19 protein-coding genes are annotated in these 19,247 nt (G+C 51.2%); 10 read left to right on the plus strand and 9 right to left on the minus strand.

The window, feature by feature from the left end:
- Positions 1-3: 3 nt before the first annotated feature.
- The 8 genes from ACIDF8_RS08195 to ACIDF8_RS08230 all read left to right on the plus strand — a co-directional run bounded on the left by ACIDF8_RS08195 (position 4) and on the right by ACIDF8_RS08230 (position 7,847).
- Positions 4-1,017, plus strand: a complete 1,014-nt coding sequence (locus ACIDF8_RS08195; RefSeq protein WP_412010133.1) for a septal ring lytic transglycosylase RlpA family protein — start codon at positions 4-6, stop codon at positions 1,015-1,017.
- 85 nt (positions 1,018-1,102) lie between these two features.
- On the plus strand, positions 1,103-2,200 hold the full coding sequence (locus tag ACIDF8_RS08200) for a D-alanyl-D-alanine carboxypeptidase family protein (RefSeq protein WP_412010365.1): 1,098 nt from the start codon (positions 1,103-1,105) through the stop codon (positions 2,198-2,200).
- 42 nt (positions 2,201-2,242) lie between these two features.
- A complete protein-coding gene (locus ACIDF8_RS08205) occupies positions 2,243-2,530 on the plus strand; it encodes a YbeD family protein (RefSeq protein WP_412010134.1) in 288 nt (95 codons plus the stop codon).
- A 14-nt stretch (positions 2,531-2,544) separates the two neighbouring features.
- Positions 2,545-3,159: a lipoyl(octanoyl) transferase LipB gene (gene lipB / locus ACIDF8_RS08210; protein ID WP_412010135.1), complete on the plus strand. Its 615-nt coding sequence runs from the start codon at positions 2,545-2,547 to the stop codon at positions 3,157-3,159.
- Positions 3,149-4,138 (plus strand): lipoyl synthase, encoded by a 990-nt coding sequence (lipA, locus tag ACIDF8_RS08215; RefSeq protein WP_412010136.1) that lies wholly within the window; start codon positions 3,149-3,151, stop codon positions 4,136-4,138. Before lipB ends, lipA begins: the two co-directional genes overlap by 11 nt.
- Positions 4,139-4,189: 51 nt before the next feature.
- Positions 4,190-5,500: a glutamate--cysteine ligase gene (gene gshA / locus ACIDF8_RS08220; RefSeq protein WP_412010137.1), complete on the plus strand. Its 1,311-nt coding sequence runs from the start codon at positions 4,190-4,192 to the stop codon at positions 5,498-5,500.
- A gap of 18 nt (positions 5,501-5,518) precedes the next feature.
- Positions 5,519-6,454, plus strand: coding sequence for a glutathione synthase (gshB, locus tag ACIDF8_RS08225; RefSeq protein WP_412010138.1), 936 nt, complete (start codon positions 5,519-5,521; stop codon positions 6,452-6,454).
- A gap of 121 nt (positions 6,455-6,575) precedes the next feature.
- Positions 6,576-7,847, plus strand: coding sequence for a D-amino acid dehydrogenase (locus ACIDF8_RS08230; protein ID WP_412010139.1), 1,272 nt, complete (start codon positions 6,576-6,578; stop codon positions 7,845-7,847).
- A 64-nt stretch (positions 7,848-7,911) separates the two neighbouring features.
- Here the strand turns inward: ACIDF8_RS08230 and ACIDF8_RS08235 are convergent, their stop codons facing one another.
- Positions 7,912-8,835, minus strand: coding sequence for a bestrophin family protein (locus tag ACIDF8_RS08235; protein ID WP_412010140.1), 924 nt, complete (start codon positions 8,833-8,835; stop codon positions 7,912-7,914).
- A gap of 194 nt (positions 8,836-9,029) precedes the next feature.
- Between ACIDF8_RS08235 and msrB the strand changes: the two genes are divergently transcribed.
- Positions 9,030-9,476, plus strand: a complete 447-nt coding sequence (msrB, locus tag ACIDF8_RS08240; protein ID WP_412010366.1) for a peptide-methionine (R)-S-oxide reductase MsrB — start codon at positions 9,030-9,032, stop codon at positions 9,474-9,476.
- Between the two features lie 83 nt (positions 9,477-9,559).
- Here the strand turns inward: msrB and ACIDF8_RS08245 are convergent, their stop codons facing one another.
- The 5 genes from ACIDF8_RS08245 to ACIDF8_RS08265 form a co-directional block, all read right to left on the minus strand.
- Complete coding sequence (locus ACIDF8_RS08245) at positions 9,560-10,537, minus strand: catalase family peroxidase (RefSeq protein ID WP_412010367.1); 978 nt, start codon at positions 10,535-10,537, stop codon at positions 9,560-9,562.
- A gap of 100 nt (positions 10,538-10,637) precedes the next feature.
- On the minus strand, positions 10,638-11,090 hold the full coding sequence (locus ACIDF8_RS08250; protein ID WP_412010141.1) for a MarR family winged helix-turn-helix transcriptional regulator: 453 nt from the start codon (positions 11,088-11,090) through the stop codon (positions 10,638-10,640).
- A gap of 263 nt (positions 11,091-11,353) precedes the next feature.
- Complete coding sequence (locus ACIDF8_RS08255) at positions 11,354-13,813, minus strand: EAL domain-containing protein (RefSeq protein WP_412010142.1); 2,460 nt, start codon at positions 13,811-13,813, stop codon at positions 11,354-11,356.
- Positions 13,814-13,825: 12 nt separating this feature from the next.
- Positions 13,826-14,410, minus strand: coding sequence for a methylamine utilization protein (locus ACIDF8_RS08260; protein ID WP_412010143.1), 585 nt, complete (start codon positions 14,408-14,410; stop codon positions 13,826-13,828).
- 19 nt (positions 14,411-14,429) lie between these two features.
- Positions 14,430-14,852 (minus strand): group I truncated hemoglobin, encoded by a 423-nt coding sequence (locus ACIDF8_RS08265; RefSeq protein ID WP_412010144.1) that lies wholly within the window; start codon positions 14,850-14,852, stop codon positions 14,430-14,432.
- 168 nt (positions 14,853-15,020) lie between these two features.
- On the opposite strand from ACIDF8_RS08265, the gene ACIDF8_RS08270 reads away from it, so the two are divergent.
- Entirely contained in the window at positions 15,021-15,890 is an 870-nt protein-coding gene (locus ACIDF8_RS08270; RefSeq protein ID WP_412010145.1) for a DUF3034 family protein, read from the plus strand.
- A gap of 24 nt (positions 15,891-15,914) precedes the next feature.
- Here the strand turns inward: ACIDF8_RS08270 and ACIDF8_RS08275 are convergent, their stop codons facing one another.
- The 3 genes from ACIDF8_RS08275 to ACIDF8_RS08285 all read right to left on the minus strand — a co-directional run bounded on the left by ACIDF8_RS08275 (position 15,915) and on the right by ACIDF8_RS08285 (position 19,247).
- Positions 15,915-16,655, minus strand: coding sequence for a hypothetical protein (locus ACIDF8_RS08275; protein ID WP_412010146.1), 741 nt, complete (start codon positions 16,653-16,655; stop codon positions 15,915-15,917).
- A 139-nt stretch (positions 16,656-16,794) separates the two neighbouring features.
- Positions 16,795-16,866: a pyrroloquinoline quinone precursor peptide PqqA gene (gene pqqA / locus ACIDF8_RS08280; protein ID WP_081624291.1), complete on the minus strand. Its 72-nt coding sequence runs from the start codon at positions 16,864-16,866 to the stop codon at positions 16,795-16,797.
- A 140-nt stretch (positions 16,867-17,006) separates the two neighbouring features.
- Entirely contained in the window at positions 17,007-19,247 is a 2,241-nt protein-coding gene (locus ACIDF8_RS08285; RefSeq protein WP_412010147.1) for a lipopolysaccharide kinase InaA family protein, read from the minus strand.

Here is a 19,247-nt window from a genome sequence, read left to right on the forward strand (position 1 = left end):
TCGATGTTATTGTCCCTGCAAAGACTGTTGATCGTGTTGTTGGCTGCCTGGCTGGTCGCCTGTGAAAGCAGCATGCCTCCGCGTCCAACGCCGCCTGCGAAACCAGCCCCTTCACAGCGTCCAGCGCCTCCTTCAGTGACGCTGCCGCCCCCAAGCCCTGCGCTCCCTGGTAGCAGTAGTGCGCCCATGGGCTCTCCCAAAGTCATCAATATTGACCCCAAACCAGAGAGCGCCGGCAACGCGACGGATGGGATTGATCCCAGTATTCCGCTGGAAACCTCGGTGACGCCCAAGCTCGAGCCCATCGTAAAAGGCACGACCAAGCCTTATATCGTGAATGGTGAACTGGTGTCGCCAATGTCAGAAATTACCACCCCTTTCAGCCAAACCGGTCACGCCTCCTGGTATGGAAAGAAATTTCATGGCCGCCGTACCGCCAGTGGTGAACCATATAACATGTATAAACTGAGTGCCGCCCACCGCACGCTGCCGATTCCGAGTTATGTGCGTGTCACCAACCTAAGCAACGGCAAAAGCCTGATTGCCCGGGTGAATGACCGTGGTCCTTTTGGCCGCGACCGCATTATCGATTTGTCATATGCCGCGGCCAAGCAGCTCGATATCACACAACATGGCTCGGCCCAGGTAGAGGTGACTTTAATCGACCCGAACCAATCGGAGATGGTGGCGGCCCCAACCAGCGCAGGCAATACGGGCGTAGTGGTAGAGACTACGCAGGCAACCATGCTGAAAACGCCGGCAAAACCGGCTGCCTCACTTGAGAACACCGGCTTGTACGTGCAGGTGGGCGCCTTTGGCGTTGAAGAAAATGCTGACCGCCTGCAACAGCGGATTGCCAATACCGCGCCTGAGACACAAAGCCTCTTGAACAAAGTGTATAATGGTAAGATGTACCAGGTCGTTCTGGGCCCATATCCTGATCATGCCTTGGCCGCGCAGGCAGCCAATCAAATGCGTGACCAATTGCAGCTGCCTGCACTAGTTTTTTCCCGGTAACACGGGTTTTCTCGTTAAGTTTTTTTCTCGTTAAATGATGACCATGTGGCGTTCTTGTATTGCTTTTCTACTTTCTATTCCTTTAATGACGCTGGCGGCTGAAGCCATTCCCGGCAATGTCCCCGTGCCCACGCTGGCCGCGAAAGCCTTTGTGCTGCGCGATGCCAATACCGGCAATTTACTGGCGGCAAACAATCCCGACATGCCCGTCGAACCGGCCTCACTCACCAAAGTCATGACCGCTTACTTAACCTTTGAAGCGGTCAAGCAAAAGCGTTTATCACTGACCCAAACATTGCCTGTCAGCCAAAAAGCCTGGAAGGTTGAGGGCTCAAAAATGTTTATCGACACGACGATGACCGTCACCGTGGATGAGTTATTACATGGCCTGATTATCCAGTCTGGTAATGATGCTGCAATTACACTGGCCGAAGGCATTGCGGGCAGTGAAGAATTGTTCGCAACACTAATGAACAAAAAAGCAGCGGCCTTGGGCATGAAAAACAGTCACTTTATTAATGCGACTGGCTTACCTGACCCCACCCATGTCACCACTGCGCGTGACTTGTCGATCTTGGCGAATGCCTTGATCCGTGACTTTCCGCAAGATTACGCCCGCTTGTATTCACAAAAGTCTTATACCTATAACAACATCACACAGCCTAACCGCAACCGCCTGCTGTTTATAGACCCAACCGTAGACGGCATGAAAACCGGTCATACCGAGTCCGCCGGTTACTGCCTGATTTCTTCTGCCAAACGCAATGATTTCCGCTTGATTTCTGTGGTCCTTGGCACCACATCAGACAATGTACGCGCCGCAGAAAGTCAAAAGCTACTGAATTTTGGCTTCCAGTTTTATGAGTCCAGGCTGGTTTATGCGGCGGACAAAGCGATTACGCGCCAGAAAGTATGGAAAGGCACTGAGAGCCAGGTTGACCTGACCGTGGTGAAACCGGTCTACCTGACACTGCCTCAAGGCGAATATGCCAATATGAAAGCGAATTTACGTGTGCCAAAACCGCTAGAAGCGCCTTTAAAAGCGCATCAAGTAGTGGGTGCAGTTGATTTTAGCCTCAATGGCAAGGTGGTGCATAGCGTGCCACTGGTGACCATGCAAGCCGTGGAGGCCAGCAATATCTTTTCACGCATGATCGATCAGATCCGCCTGTATTTACAATAAACAGGCTTACCGTCATTCACTGTTTACAAAGGTAGGTAACACATGACCAAGTTCGAGCAATTGCCGGAAGTAGAAGAAACCTTGATTGAGTTTCCCACCAATTTCCCGATCAAGGTCATGGGCGAAACGCATGATGATTTCGCCAGTGAAATCACCCGGACCATCCAGTTGCACTGGCCAGAGTTTGATACCCACCTGATTGAAATGCGTGGCAGTAGCAACGGCAAATACCTCAGCCTGACCTGCCTAGTGTATGTCACGTCAAAACCGCAACTGGATGATATTTACCGCAGTCTGACCTCGCACCCGATGGTCAAGGTTGTGCTGTAATCGCTCGCTGCTCCATGCCAGCCCTGGAAATACGCCAGCTGGGTTTGACTGATTACGCCAGCACCCTGGCCCAGATGCAGGCATACACCGCCCAGCGCAATGCCGATTCCCCCGACCAGCTTTGGGTCACCGAGCATCCACCTGTCTATACCCTGGGCCTTAACCGGCGTGGCGTGCGCTTGCCTCAAAATAACATCCCCGTGGTCAATGTTGACCGCGGCGGTAAAATCACTTACCACGGCCCTGGCCAACTCATTATTTATTGCCTGATCGATCTGGCACGCAGCCACTTGAATGTGCGGCAACTTGTCTCCATCTTGGAAGACAGCCTGATAGAATGGCTGGCCGCACAAGGCGTGCTGGCTGTCGCCCGGGCGGATGCCCCTGGCGTGTATGTCGCGGGCAAAAAAATTGCCTCGCTGGGGCTACGCCTGAAAAACCAGTGCTGCTACCATGGCCTGAGTTTGAATATAGACATGGATTTACAGCCGTTTGCCGACATCGACCCGTGTGGTTATGCCGGCATGCAAATGACGCAAACCCGGGAATTAAATATTGCGCTGCAAATGCCTGACATTGCCGCCGATTTAACCCACCGATTGAAAGAGAAACTGACGCATGTCAGATAATTCGCCCCCAATAGATGCAAGCAGCGCCCGCCCGGCCAAAAAAGTGGCTGGCGTGAAAGAAATAGACGCCGCAAAAACCTCGCGTATCCCGATCAAAATCGTGCCGCAACCGATGCTGCGCAAACCCGAATGGATACGCATGAAAGTGCCGGATTCGGCCCGGTTCCAGGAAATCAAGCAAGTCCTGCGCGAAAACAATTTGCATACCGTCTGTGAAGAAGCTAGCTGCCCTAATATTGGCGAATGCTTTAGTGGCGGCACAGCTACCTTTATGATTCTGGGCGATATCTGCACCCGACGCTGCCCGTTTTGTGATGTGGCGCACGGCAAACCCTTGCCGCCTGATCCGAATGAGCCAGAAAACCTCGCCCGCACCATCGCACAGATGAAACTGCGCTATGTCGTCGTCACCTCAGTAGACCGCGATGATTTGCCGGATGGTGGCGCCCAACACTTTGTTGACTGCATCCGCGCCATTCGCGCCCAATCCCCAGCCATCAAAATTGAGATTCTGGTGCCAGATTTTAGGGGCCGCCTCGATATCTCACTCAAAATTCTGCGCGAAGCACCACCGGATGTCATGAACCATAACCTGGAGACGGTGCCACGTTTGTATAAACAGGCGCGCCCAGGTTCTGACTACCAGCATTCGCTGGATTTGCTCAAACAGTTTGGTGAACTGTACCCAACCGTGCCGACCAAATCTGGCTTGATGCTGGGCCTGGGTGAAACAGATGAAGAAATCTTAGAGGTAATGCGTGACTTGCGTACACATGGCGTCAGCATGCTTACCTTGGGGCAATACTTGCAACCCAGCGTCCATCACTTGCCGGTGTTGAGATATGTCACCCCAGAGCGTTTTGAATGGTTTAAACAACAAGCCGATGCGATGGGGTTTGACAATGCAGCCAGCGGCGCCATGGTACGCAGCAGCTACCATGCTGACCAGCAAGCACATGCAGTCATCACGACATCATGACATCAGCCTTCCGGACAACCGGTGAATAAAATAACAAGCACAGGAGCAACCATGGTTCCACACTTAACCACGGCTTTACACGGCCCCCTTTACACGCTGGAAAAGCGCGTGTTGCAAGCCATGCCGGATATTGAGCATTGGTTCCGCACCAAATGGCAGGAGATTCCGGCCCCGTTTTATGCCAGTGTGGACCTGCGTAATGCCGGGTTCAAGATTGCCCCGGTGGACACCAACCTGTTTCCCGGTGGCTTTAACAACCTCAATCCCGAGTTTTTGAGCCTGGCGGTACAAGCCGCACAAATGGCGGTCGAAAAAATCTGTCCGGATGCACGCCGCTTATTACTCATCCCGGAAAATCATACCCGCAACACTTACTACCTGCGCAATGTGGTTGAACTCTGCAACATCCTTAAGTCTGCCGGGATGGAAGTCCGCGTAGGCAGCTTGTCGCCAGAAATTACCGAAATCACCAGGCTGGAAACCCATGATGGCTTACCGCTGATTTTGGAGCCGCTGGTACGCGAAAAAAATCGCCTGCAACTGAAGGCGGCGACGTTTGAGGGCGTGGAATACCCGGCGTTTGATAGCTGCGCCATCCTGCTCAATAATGATTTATCCGGCGGTGTCCCCGAGTTGTTGCAAGGGCTGGAGCAAACCCTGATTCCCCCCCTGCACGCGGGGTGGTTCAGCCGTCGCAAGTCACAGCATTTTGCCGCGTATAACAAAGTGGTCGATGAATTCTCGCAATTGCTGCAGATAGACCCCTGGTTGCTGAATCCTTACTTTGATACCGCCATTGGCCTGGACTTCCATGCCCGGGTCGGGGAAGATCTGCTGGCCGAAAAAGTCGAGGCGATTCTGAAAAAAACGCAGGCCAAATACGACGAATATGGCATTACCCAGCCCCCGTTTGCCATTGTCAAAGCCGATGCTGGCACCTATGGTATGGGCATTATGAGCGTGAAATCTGCTGACGAGGTACGCGACCTCAACCGCAAGGCACGGAATAAAATGTCGGTGATCAAAGAAGGCATGCAAGTGTCTGAAGTCATGATCCAGGAAGGGGTGTATACCTTTGAGAACATCAATGACGCGGTCGCTGAGCCGGTGGTGTATATGATGGATCATTTTGTCATTGGCGGCTTCTACCGTGTCCACACTGGCCGGGGGGTGGATGAGAACCTCAATGCGCCCGGGATGCATTTTGCCCCGCTCGCCTTTGAAAAACCCTGTACCCTGCCCGACTGTGCTGGCGCCCCTGACGCACCGCCGAACCGCTTTTATGCTTATGGCGTCGTTGCGCGCTTGGCACTCTTGGCCGCAGGCATGGAATTACAAGCGCATGACCCATTAAACGCCTAACCATCGCCGGGACACCTCATGAAACTGCTGTTTATTCTGGATCCGCTAAACGCGCTCATTACTTACAAAGATACCAGTCTCGCCATTATGCGTGCCGCCCAGGCACGTGGTCATGCGCTCTGGGTATGTGAGCAACATGACTGGCAGTTACAGCACGAGGTAGTCACTGTAGATGCACAAACGTTTGAATTTAATGGGGATGGCAGCTGTAAAACCAGCGACAAATCTACGGTCTCTCCAGCCGATTTTGACGCGGTGATCATGCGTAAAGACCCGCCGTTTGATAACGAATATTTATATAGCACTTATTTGCTGGAGCTGGCGCAACAGCAAGGTGCCTGCATCATCAACGATCCGGCCGCTATCCGCGGCTGGAACGAAAAACTGTCCGTCGCACAATTTCCGCAATTTGCCCCGCCTTTTATTGTCACCAGTCAGCAGGACAAGATACTGGCATTTCTGGCCACACATCAAGACATTATCGTCAAACCATTAGATGGCATGGGTGGTAGTGGCATTTTCAGGTTGCGTAAAGACGACCCCAATATTTACGCCATCCTGGAAACACTCACCCAGTTCCAAACGCAAACCATCATGGTCCAACGCTATATCCCGGATATCGTCAAAGGCGACAAACGCATCCTGGTCATCAACGGTGAGCCTTTGCAGTATGCACTTGCGCGTATTCCTAAAACAGGCGAAACCCGTGGCAACCTGGCGGCGGGCGGTAAAGGCGTGGCCCAGCCACTGAGCCCACGGGACAAAGAGATTGCTGAAACTGTCGGCAGCGTGCTGAAACAACATGGCCTGTTTTTAGTCGGGCTGGATGTCATTGGTGACTATCTGACTGAAGTGAATGTCACCAGCCCGACCGGGATGGTGGAGATTGCAGCGCAAACAGACTGTGATCCCGCCAAACTGATGGTAGAGGCGCTGGAAAAGCAGATTGCCTGAGCGCCGACTATTTCACTCTTCTCACCATCATATTCACCTTTTTCACAGCCGATTTTGTTAACATCATCCAGTGATGGCAAGGGCTTCAAGACGCGCTTGCCGTTGTTATAGGAGTGTCATCATGCGGGTTCTCGTGCTGGGTTCGGGGGTCATAGGCGTCACCAGCGCTTATTACCTGGCATTAAAAGGCTTTGAAGTCACGGTCATAGACCGGCAACCAGCCGTCGCCCTAGAGACCAGTTTTGCCAATGCAGGCCAAATTTCACCGGGTTATTCTGCCCCCTGGGCCAGCCCGGATGTGCCACTCAAAGCGCTGAAGTGGCTGTTTCAACGCCATACGCCCCTCTCACTCAAGCCGGATTTCACGCGTTGGCAATGTCAATGGATTGCACAGTTTTTAAGCAATTGCTCCCTCGAACATTATGAATTGAATAAATCGCGCATGGTGCGTCTGGCCGAGTATAGCCGCGATTGTCTGCGTCGTTTGCGCGCAGAGACGGGCTTGCATTATGAGCAACGCAGTCGAGGGACCTTACAGGTATTCCGCACCCAAAAACAACTTGCCGCCGAAGCCAAGGATATTGCCGTCCTTGAGAATATGGGTGTTCCGTTTGCGCATCTGGACGTAGCAGCCTGTATACGCATTGAACCCGCCCTGATTCACGTCCAAGATGCGTTGCTGGGTGGGTTGTATTTGCCTGGGGATGAAACTGGGGATTGCCAGCTATTTACCACGCAACTGGCAGCCAAGGCGCAAGCGCTTGGGGTGAAGTTCAGACAAGAAACGCAAATACAACGTTTGCTACCACAGCAAGGCCAGTTGCTTGGCGTAGAAGTGCAAACGGCAAGTGGCGTGGAAGTGTTGCAGTCAGACCATTATGTGGTCGCGCTTGGCAGCTACTCGCGCCAACTTTCGCAAGCATTAGGGCTCAACTTGCCGGTTTATCCAGTGAAAGGCTATTCTTTAACCGTCCCCCTGACCAACGCTGAAGCGGCCCCCGTCTCCACCGTAATGGACGAGACTTATAAGGTGGCCATTACCCGCTTTGACCAGCGTATCCGTGTGGGTGGGATGGCAGAATTGCACGGGTTTGATTTAAGCCTCAATCCACGCCGTCGTGCCACACTTGAAAAAGTATTTAACGGTTTGTTTCCATATGCTGGGGACGTCTCTCAAGCACAATTCTGGACGGGTTTACGCCCCATGACACCGGATGGTACGCCGATCATCGGCCGGGCGAGCGCCTCTTATCCCAATGTGTGGCTCAATACCGGGCACGGCACGCTGGGGTGGACGATGGCCTGTGGATCCGGGCAAGTGTTGGCTGATTTGCTGGCACAGGAAACCCCAGCCATTGAGACCGAAGACCTGCAACTTTCCCGCTATCTATAGCCTAGCCATTTCTGATCATCGCGTTGACTGAATAAAATCACTGAGTCAGGAATCGTCTGCTCACTTACATCAGCACAAACTCTTTAGGTATCGGCAAGTCTGGCAAGTCATGTTGACCCAAGGCTTCCCTCAGCTCAATGTCTATGATTTCGGTCAATGCGTTAATCGGCAACGCGTTGGCAATCGGTGCAAAAGGCTCTTCGAGTTCATTCCCCAGCGCATCCAGTCCAAACAGGGTGTAAGCCGCCAATGCCGTCACAAACGGCGTGGCCCAGCCCAGCGTATTGGCAAAACAAAAGGGCATTAAAAAGCAAAAGGTATACGCAGTGCGGTGCAACAACAAGGTGTAGCCAAATGGAATCGGCGTGTTCTGAATACGCTCACAGGCAGCTTGGGTGGCCGCCAGTTTCTGAATCAACTCTTCTAACAGGTTAAACTGTATGGGCTGGATGCGGCCATCTGCCAAGGCTTGAATCAGGATGCGCTCCATGGCACGTAAAATGACTTCTGGTGGATTTTTGCTTTGCAAATAGGCATCTGCCACGGGTTTGGGTAGCAATGCTTTGATACGTGGCAGTTGATCTCCGGGCCGCAACTGCCTCAACAACGCGTACGCATAAGCAATATTGTATTCCAGTAATTGCTTGCGGGCGGCACTCAGCTCATCCGCCTGCGTATCCAGAATCTGGCTCAAGCGTGCCAGGTTTCTCGCCGTCAGCATAAACTCGCCCCATACTTTTCTTGCCTCCCACCAGCGCTCATAGCAAGCATTGTTTCTAAACGCTAGGAAAATAGACAGGGTAATGCCAAGCAAGGCGAACGGCCCGCCATCAAATTTGGGTAACCAGTTGGGCTCAAAGGTGTAAATCGATACCACGACGGCTGACAGTGTTGCCACAAATGTCAGCAGCGGCATGATCTTCAGTACGATAGAACCTTTGATAATAAAAAACAGTTCAAACAGGTGTGGTCTGGGTCTAACGATCAAGGCAGGTCTCCCGTCTGGTGAACTATCACACCAGTGATATACTCGATAGTTTATAGTTTATCTGTCAGTGCTGACGGCAAATGTAGCAATAAGACATGGAAATGCATGATTTAACGCCATTTGCCCAGCGAGTGATCACACTAAAAAACCAGCGCAGATCCATGTGCGCGGGTTGGGAATGAATGGATGAAATGATGATTAAATGGAAAGACATACTTAAATTCACGCGTGAGGGCAACTTAGCCCCAGAACGCAAACTGCAAAAATCAGTACGCGCCTGGCGGGAGATTCTGGATGAAGAGGTCTTTGCCATCACGCGTTTAAGTGCCACCGAGCGGCCATTTTCATCAGAAATGTGTGTGGCATTTACCCCAGGCCGCTATGCCTGTGCCTGTTGCGAACAGACGTTATTTGATTCCAGCCAAAAGTTTGACTCTGCCTCGGGTTGGCCGTCTTTTGATCAGCCCTTGGCTGAAAATGCCATTGCTTACTTCGCTGACGACAGCCATGGCATGCAACGCGTTGAAGTAAAGTGCAATGTCTGTGATGCGCATTTGGGCCACGTTTTTCCCGATGGCAAAACGGAGACCGGCTTGCGCTACTGCATCAATGGCAAAGCGATTGCCTTTGTCGCCCAGTAATTGGTGGATATAAAAACAAACGGCGCTGTCTGCACGCGCAAACAACGCCATTTGTTTGAGCTTAGATCGCTCAGCTGATCAGTTTAATGTCCCAATCTTCTGCCATAACTCACCGCGTAAGCGGCCGGTCTGGCTAACAAAATAGGATCTTTGCTAGGCGCAATGCCGTCTGTCAGTTGCAGCGGATTGAACATGATAGGCTTTTCAGCTGCCTTGCTATCTGCCACCGCTTTATTCAAAGTCAATGTTCCCAGCTCAATCACCTTGCGGCTCTCTGGCCACACCACCGTAGCATTATTCACTTCATCCCCGGCCTCGGCCAGCTGTAGCAATAGTTTATATTGCACGCCGCCGGTTTTCACCCGCTCCACAATGTCTGTCATCAGATAATCTGGGGCGGCTTTGTCTGCAGCTTCCTGGCTCAAAAATTTGGCACCAGCCACGGGCACAATCTGATAGCGGCCAAAGACAGTTTTACCTGCTGCGTTCGTAAATTCAAATGCATTCACGCCATAAAAAGGTTGCGTTGCAAAGCTCACGGGCGCTGGCTTGGGTGTGGTCACAAATTTGAGCGCGGCTGGATGACTGCCCAAAAACTGCTCCACCGGGCTAGGCTTGGCAGTACTACCCTGAGAGTCACGCACGGCATTGAGCAAGCCAAGAAACTCTTCTGGGTTGGCGGTTGGAAAAGCATTCACCGAAATACTGACGATATCCGTTGCAGTGCCATCGGGTAATTGAAAGCGGATGGCAATCCCTTTAGGGAAGGCATTGCCATTGGCATCCGGAATATTAGGTACACCCGTCGCATTCGAGTAACGAACCAACACCGGCGTTGCTTTTTGGAAGTGCGGCGCTTTACTCACTGAAGCTGCCTGTGCGGAAGGTGTGAAGCTCCCTTCTACCATCACGCCTTTGGCATGGTTGGCGCGGTAGCCTGCATGCGGCCCACCAGACAATGTCGTCAAGGTGTCCACCAACTGTTCGGTGACCGGTTTGTCGTCTGCCAGCACATGCTGGCCGGAGAGCGTCAACGCCGATGCAAATAACATGGCAACCATCGTTTGTATTTTCATTTTGTATCCTTTCAATAGAAATTTATATAATTTAAAATTAAATCGCACACTACTTAAAACATCATAAACCTTGTGTTAATGTTTACTACGCTTGATGCTGAATCAAATGGTTGCGAAGCGTATTCAAGCGTTCGCGTAACTCGCCTACCTCTTGCAGCGAGCAACCGAGGGCACATAACATGTCATCCATAATCCCGGCGGCCTTCACTCTCAGCTGACGGCCGGTCTCTGTCAGACAGATAATCACTTGCCTTTCATCTTCGCTGGAGCGCACACGCTGCAAGAAGCCAGCAGCCTCCAGCCGTTTCAACAAAGGGGTCAGCGTTGCCGAATCCAGGAACAACTGCTCACCAATATCACTGACTGTGCGTTGATCACTCTCCCACAACACCATCATCACCAAATACTGCGGATAGGTAAGCGCCAGTGTTTTGAGCAGCGGACGATAGACCTTGTTAATCGCGAGTGACAGCGAATACACGGAAAAACATAACTGCTCATTTAACAATGGCGTTTTGGATGAAGCATGCTTATTCATATATTGCGATTATAGATCGCGTGCTATTTTATTTTCAACAATTTTTTGAAATTATTTATTCAGCCACTGCATCATGTAGTGAATGATGAAATTGGCTTTCTTATGCATTCTGATTTGACTCATATTGGGCTCCTTTCAGGTATGAAAGGCATGATAAAACGATTTTATCTTTAAATAAAATTGAATTATTTAATTTAATCAATAAATAATTTTTATTGATGGGCGTCACCGCTTGGAATCAAAGCCTGATTGGCAGCCTTCAATTAATTGAGGTTATCCAAGGTATAAGGATCTTGAGCTTGCGGGTCGACATCCAGTGGGTTCACGGCGTAAGTGAAGTCATCACCGATATCAATGTCGATCTCGTTTTGACCTTGCCAGCGCTCCAGCCAGATAGAAAAATCTTTTTCAGGCATGGGTTTGCCAATAAAGTAACCTTGGCCTTCATTGCAGCCCAACTTGGCAAGTTGGTTGAGCACCAGCTCACTTTCTATGCCCTCAGCCACGACAATCAAGCCCAGGTTGTGCGCGAGGTCTATGGTGGATTTCACGATGCTGGCATCACCGGCATTTTTATCCATAAACATCACAAAGGAACGGTCAATTTTGAGCTCCTGCACAGGCAGTTGCCGCAAATATGCCAGTGAAGAATAGCCCGTACCAAAATCATCAATTGCCAGATGCAGGCCCATGGCAGCCAGTTTGCGGACGACGATTTCCGCACGCTCCGGATCCTGCATCAGGCTACCTTCGGTGATTTCGAGCTTGAGTGATTTGGTGGTCAATCCATGGGCAGACAACAAGTCGGCAATCTGCTGTGGCAGCTCCATATTATTGAGGTCACGCGTCGAGAGATTCACGGCCAAGCTGATATGTAATCCTTGCTTTTTAAAATCAGCTAAGGCCTCACAGGCGCGGCGCAACATCCATTGCGTGAGGTCGCTAATAATGCCCGTCTGCTCAGCAAAGGGGATAAACTGGTCAGGAAAAATCATGCCCTTTTGCGGATGTACCCAGCGAATCAGCGCTTCGCCTCCCAGCGCACGGCGCGTAGTGACATCGACCTTGGGCTGGATATAGAGCAATAACTGGTTTTGCTGGATCGCTTCCTTAAGGTCAGAAATTAAAGTCAGTGTCTCGGATTGGTCAATTTCCAGCGAGGTATTGTAAACAATCCAGGGTGCCTTTTTGAGCCTAGACTCTTGCAACGCGGTCTCGGCGTGGTTGAGTAAAGACTCTTCGTCCATGCCATGCTCGGGATACAACGCGATACCCATGCCCGCTTGTACATCAATGGCTTGTCCCTGCACCTGTACCGGCTGCTCAAATACTTTTTGGATAGTATCCGCAAAACGCGTGGCTTGTGCTTGATCTGCATGCTGCAACAACACAGCGAACTCATCCGCGTCCAGGCGGGCAACCATGTCTTGGGCGCTCAACACGTGCTGCTTGAGCACTTGCCCCACATGCCGTAGTAAATCATCGCCAAAATCACGCCCCAAGGTTTTGTTAATGGGTTTGAAGCGATGAATATTGATCACCAGAATGCTGAGTTTTGCCTTGCTTTCGGCATGCGCCAGCATGGCTTGATGCACGCCCTGAGTGAAGGCCAGCCGGTTGGATAACCCGGTCAACTCATCATTAAAAGCGAGCCGCTGGATGCGCAAACTACGCTGTAACACAGCTTCACGCATGCTATTGAGGGCCGTTGCCAGCAAGCCGATCTCATCGGTACTGGTGACCTCAATCGGTTTATCATAATTGCCCATGGCAATCTCATCTGCGTTCTTAACCAGATTGGCAATGGGTTCGGTCGTTTTACGAGACACATACCAGATCAGCGTGGCAAAAATGCCAACCCCGAGCAAGGTCAGGAAAATCATCACTTTAAACAAAGTATGCAAGTCCTGCAGATAAGGCTCTACCGAACCTTGCAGCACCACCAGCAAAGCCTCATCTTTGGTTTCGTGCAAGGAGCGTATCTTGAGGTGATACGTGGTGCCATCCAAATCCACCTTATGCAGAGACAGCTTTTGCGCGTAGACATCGGCCACTGTTTTGACCAGCAGGTTGGAAAGCGCGTGGTTGGCCGTCCCCGTGACTAAGGCCCAGTCATGTTGATGGGTTTTTTGAACAAAGGTGACATCCAGGTGGGTCAGCTGCTTGATTTGCGCTGCCAGTCGGTTATCTACGGCAAAACCCATCACAATCCAGCCAATGACATCGGGCGCTTTGACGGGTACCGAGATCAATTGGTAGGGCTTGCCATCAACAAGGTCAAACTTGAGCGTGCCGGTTTGATTCTCAATAATCGCCTGTACAAATTCCTGGCGAGCAGCTGTGCCAGAAATGGCAGACTCGCTCTCCGGCGTGCCAATCACCAGTGCTTCATCCCGACTAATGAAATAAGCCACCTGTGCATGGATGCGGCCTTGGTAACTTTCCAGCGCAGAGGCGATGGTTTCGGCATCTGTAGTGGCGACTGCCTCCCTGAAAGCATAATCCGCAGCCAGTACTTGCGTCGCCTGTTTCAGGCTTTGCGTGTTGTGCTGCAACAGGTTAACAAACACGCGCTCGCCGACCTCCATCTGCTCTTCAGCCAGGCGGTTGGCATGTTTTACCAAAGCGTATTTAAGCGGCACCAGGCCTGCCAACTGAATGGCAATGACCACGGTTAAGAATGTAAATGCGATTCGCGAACGAATATGTTTGAACTGGATCATGCAGTGTGAATGTTAGGGAAGCGCAATTTTCAGCTCGGTTGCGGCCCCTTCTATATTTACCTTTTGTTCTATACCAGGTTTATTTTGCCCTGGCAGCCAGGCTTGATAACTGTATGGACCATCACTGAGCTTGATCATGGCCTTGCCTTTGTCGTCTGTTTTGACAAAAAACGGGGTATCGACGACATAAATGTACCCTACCATAGAATCATGAATGTTGCATCCTAATGTCACTAATCCGGGCTGATCAAACAACACCGGCTCCGTCGGCACACCTGAATACAACTTTAGCTCGAATTTTTTAGCCGGCGAAAATGAATAGACATGGTGCCTGACTGTGTCTTCATTTGGAAAATTGACTTTGGTGCCGGTCTGAATCACGGTCACCTTGGGGTTAAACATTTTGTTTTTTTGCACAATCTTGCCGGACGCAGGACTCGTCACTGGGGCTTTCTTGTCATAAAACGCAATCACCGCGTCGGCGACAGGCGCCCCGCCAGCATCCGTCACACTGAGAGAGACTTCTGCTGCATGTATTGTCTGCGCCATGAAAAATAAGCACCCTGCTCCGGCAACCAGCTTGTTCAAAAAACACATGTCATTCTCTTTTGCAAAGTTAGCCACTGACCACATCCCGTTTCATGGGCGCCAGGATTTTAAGCAATTCGTTTTTTTCTTTGGTACCTACGCCATTGATGTCCATGCGCTCACGTAATACTTCCACCATGATCTCAAACTCTGCCGTGGTGATATGCGCATCCGCATGCGCATTTTTCATGGTCTCGCCCTCATACTCACATGACCCGCCGGTTTTGATGCATAAAAAGTTGGTCAGGCTTTGTTTTAGATTAACCATTTTCACGCCTTCAAATGAGCGGGCGGTCCGCGGGTCTTTGCTGACAATATCCAGGGTTTGGTTCGACAAGCGGGCCAGCATCGGCAACCCACCTATCCGCGTAAACAAATTTGCCTCCGGTTTGGGCTGAGCCATGCACCCTACGATCAGCATCGCCAGTGCAGCCAAGACGAGTACACGCATTTCAATCTCCTTATTGCTTCAATCACATTTATTCAAATTGCATCTTACGCCAGAAGCTACATTTAAAATCCGTAAAAAGCCCATGGAATCAAACGCTGTTTACGCAATCATTCTTATCGCGAACATTAGATAATCACACTATTCCATCAAAACTATGAAAGCTTCATCATGCCACTTTTGAATACCCTAGCCCGCAGGATTGGGTTGGCCGCGGCGATTGGCTTGCCAATGCTTAGCCATGCTGGCGACCGGCTACTGGCCACCGGTGGCGTCACACAGATTGAGGGCGCTGCAGGCGGCGGCTTGATGCCCTGGGCGGTAATCAGCGGCTATGGCACAGACAAACAGATTGGCGGCTCCCTGTTTTACACACACGCCCAGACCAAAGGCGACTTTAAGTTAAATACCACGGGCATCGCTATCGGCGCGTTTAATCGTATTGAGTTGAGTGCAAGTCAGGCACGTTTTGGCTTGGGCAACACCGTGCCGGGCGAGGAAATCCGCTTGAACACCTACGGCATTAAATTACGCCTGGTCGGTGACGCGGTCTATGATCAGGATAGTTGGTTGCCGCAAATCTCAGCCGGTGCCCAGTACAAATACAACGAAGATTATCATTTTGTACCCAAAGCATTGGGGGCTAAAGACCGCAGTGGTATTGATTATTATTTGGCCGCTAGCAAATTATTTTTAGGGGCGATCAATGGCTATAACCTGCTTTTAAACGCCAATTTGCACGCCAGCAAAGCAAACCAGTTTGGTATTTTAGGCTTTGGTGGTGATCGCCACGACAGCTATCGCATTTTGCCAGCGGTCTCTGCGGCAGTGATGCTTTCAGATAATTGGCTGGTGGGCGCTGAATACCGTGATAAACCCAATAACCTATCCGTTTATAAAGAAGATAGCGCGCACGATATTTTCATGACCTGGTTTCCACACCGCAACGTGTCACTCACCGGGGCCTATATCGATTTAGGCAACATCGCCAATAAAGACAACCAAACGGGTTGGTATTTGTCCGGCCAACTGAATTACTAATTTGTCACGGTTTGCCAGCGCCGATCATGAGTGCGCTTGCAAACCGCAAGTCACCTGTAATGACTTTTCAAGCCGTTTGTAAGCGGCCCCGTTTCCAGTGGCGAAGGCGTAAGGGTTGGTAGACAGATATTGGTTGTAACGTACCTGCCTGTAACTGTATTTTTCTGCCAGGCCTTGCGCGTAGCAGGCACAGGCTTGGGTCATTGGCTCAGTAGAATAGCGCTGGTGGCAAGCTTGCACTAACGATTGTTGGTCCTGAGAGGACCATGGCGCTGGCGTAGAGAGGGCATCAGCCCTGGCCTGGGTCAGCATCGCATACATTAGCTCCACGCTGGCACGCAACTTACCAAGCGGCGCAGTCTGCAAAGTCTCTGAATGGAGTGGTTGCAAGTTGGACATGTCTACAGTGAAATCTGCGCCATTTTCTGCCGCGTCTGGGATTTGATAGCCTTGTGCCGCTAGCATGATTTGCTTGGCAGGGTCAGCCTGTAATAAGGCTTGTGCCTCTGCAATCTGTGCTGCAGGTAATTGCAATTGCCAATGGACCAGGCACGGTTGCGTGGAAACGAGAGATAGGGTGCCAACAATCTGCTGATCGGCCACCGCATCCGCAAACGCAGGCGGGATACGCTGCAGCATGTACTGCATTTCTTTATCCGCCAGTTTTTTTAAAGACTGCTCATCCAGACAGGCCTCTGCGTAAGCATGCGTCATCAACAGTACAGCGGCGCTGATAGCATAGGCCAATTTTCTAATGCTAGTCATGATAATTCCTCTCAAACGATTCCCGGATTTGAGCGAGTCCGCACAAAAAAGTTTTGTGTGAAGTTTTTTATCGAGATAAGTATCATGCAACAAATGAAAACGGGCGCTAAAGCGCCCGTTCATGCCATCAAGAACAAAATTATTTGTTCATAACGTACATAGTTACTTCGAAGCCGAAACGCATTTCGGTAGCAGCTGGTTTAGTCCACATAGTCATTTCTCCTTTATCCTGAATTCGTGCTAGCAATTGCTATCAACGTGTGACCATATTAAAACTCGGCCCGAGGATTGTCGTGATTAAACTGCGCAACATGCATTCATGATTTTCATGAGTATGGCCTGATGGCCGCTTTAATCCGCCCGTGGCTTGATCTGGCGCAACAACTTGCTAAGGCCCTTGCGGCCGATGGTGCGTTTAAGTTTAACCTTGAAGTCATAGACGTAAAACGGCCATAAATATTGCCAGCTCAGGCGACGACCGCTCATGCCCAGGTAAATTTGCAAGAACTGCTTGCGGCCCTCCCAATGCAGTTTGTTCAAGGCGCGCGTCAAGTCGGCCAGGCGATGCGACATCGGCGTCGCTCTCGGCGTGGCATGCAAGCGTGCAGTGTCGATCAGCACAAATTGCAGCTGCTCCCCTTCGCGCTGCACCAGGATGTTACCCCCAGAAAAATCACGGAAGTAAATACCGGAATGATGCATGTGCAGGCAAAACCGCGCAAACGACTGGTACACATGCTCTGCAGACAAGCCCTCATATTCTGTTGCACCTTCGCGAAAAGCCAGGAATGCCTTGGAAATCGCAAACTGGTGCGGCACAAAATCACAAATGTAAAAATTGCGGCGCAAGCTGGTGTCATGCGTATGCTCAATATAAGCCACTGGTATGGCCGTGCCCACGCCGCGGCGCAACAGCTCCATCGCCCCGTTCCAGCTACGCTTGGCTTTGCTGGGTTTAAATCTGTCGAGCAAGGTTTTGTGCCAGTACATGCGCACGGGTTTTTTCACGGTGACTTGCTGGCCAGGATTTCTCGGGTCGGGTAAAGACCAGATGGCGTTTCTAGCGTGGCGTAAAGCCTGTTTCTTCGCCGGTGGATTTAAGGTTTCCGGATGCCAGGCTTGCCACAACTGCTTGGCCTCTTCGGCATTTGTTGCCAGGATCATGCCGCGCCAGTCGCCTTCATGCACTGGGAAATATTGCTTGCCAGTGATATGCGCATGAATCACCGTTCCGCTTAAAGCAGGTTGAGCGGTGCGCAACAACATTTGGTCCGGCTCTGGCCACACCAGATACACTGGTGACTCGGTCACTAATTGCAGGTCTGGCACTAACTGGCCATCCCGGTTAAAGAGTTGCGCGAGTTGCAAGCAATGCGGCGAATACACCTGGTCCAGCACGGCGCACTGGCCATTCACGGTCCAGGCAATATGCACGGTTTTCCCATGCTGTTGCAAGGCATGAATTTCAAGGCCATTGCCGGTACTCACAGGCGCAATATACTGTGCGCCATTGAGCCAGTTGCGTATCATTTTAAACGCCGCAAAACTCGGGCTATGCTGATAGTGCTCACGCAGGCCATCTGCGGATTTGTAATAAGCGACACGCTCTAACGCCGGATAATCGGCATCTTTGAGGCCATCATCAATCAAGCCTTCGCGGTGACAGATGAAGGCGCCCCAATTGGCCTGCTGCAATGCGCCGGAGGCGGCGAGCAAAGTGAAATAGCGTGCAACATAATCAGCCTGTTTTTGCGCACCATCCGGCAAGTGGCGCTTAATACGGTAAATGGCCCAAAAAGCCACCGGTGACACCAGCGCAGGCACACCAAAATCTTCGCCCACTTTTTGCAGCAACCTGGCTTTTTTAATCAAGTTGAACTTGAAGAGGCGGGTCCATTTGTATTTAAAAATCCGCTCGTCTGCCAACTCAGGCTCGATCACGCGCTCTACAAACAGGTTATTACTATGCACATCGGGCAAGCGCCGGGTCTGACCCAGGGTTTTAAGCAGGCTGACGTTGTACAGCGGCTCAAAATCCTGCACATTAGGCCCCACCACCAGCACTTGATATTGCCTGGCCAGGTCATAGGCAATCTGCCACGCCTGCATAAACCCCGGCATGTCATAGCCTGCCCATTTTTTGCGGTTAACCGTGTTACCGATTTCCAAGGCAGCGATGCGGCCTGCATAGGCTTGCAATAAGTCGGTCACAAACTGTGCCCACGCCTGTTGAGCGGCGATGTCACGCATGTTTCTGGCTGCGGCAAAGGGCTGCACGACATGCAGGGTCACCGTCAGCCCTGCGTCCAGCAAGCGCCGCAAAAAACGCTCCTGATCAGCCCGGGCATCGTCATCGCTGATATCCAGCCGCACCCTGTTTACACCCAGCGTCTGTAATTGCGCTAACACATAATCATCAGTCGCCGGATCGTGGTTACTGGCCACGCAAACGCCGACAAAGTCGTCTGGAATACGGTGGTTCAGTCGTGGCAAATGACTATTTTTGAGCCAGAAACCGCCTGTGGTCAGATACTTCAAACCATCAAGCATGACTTGGCGGGTCAACATGGAGGGTTGTTTTTTCAAAGCCAT

Origin of the sequence: Methylophilus sp. 3sh_L (assembly GCF_046766015.1) — a bacterium.
Classification (GTDB): domain Bacteria; phylum Pseudomonadota; class Gammaproteobacteria; order Burkholderiales; family Methylophilaceae; genus Methylophilus.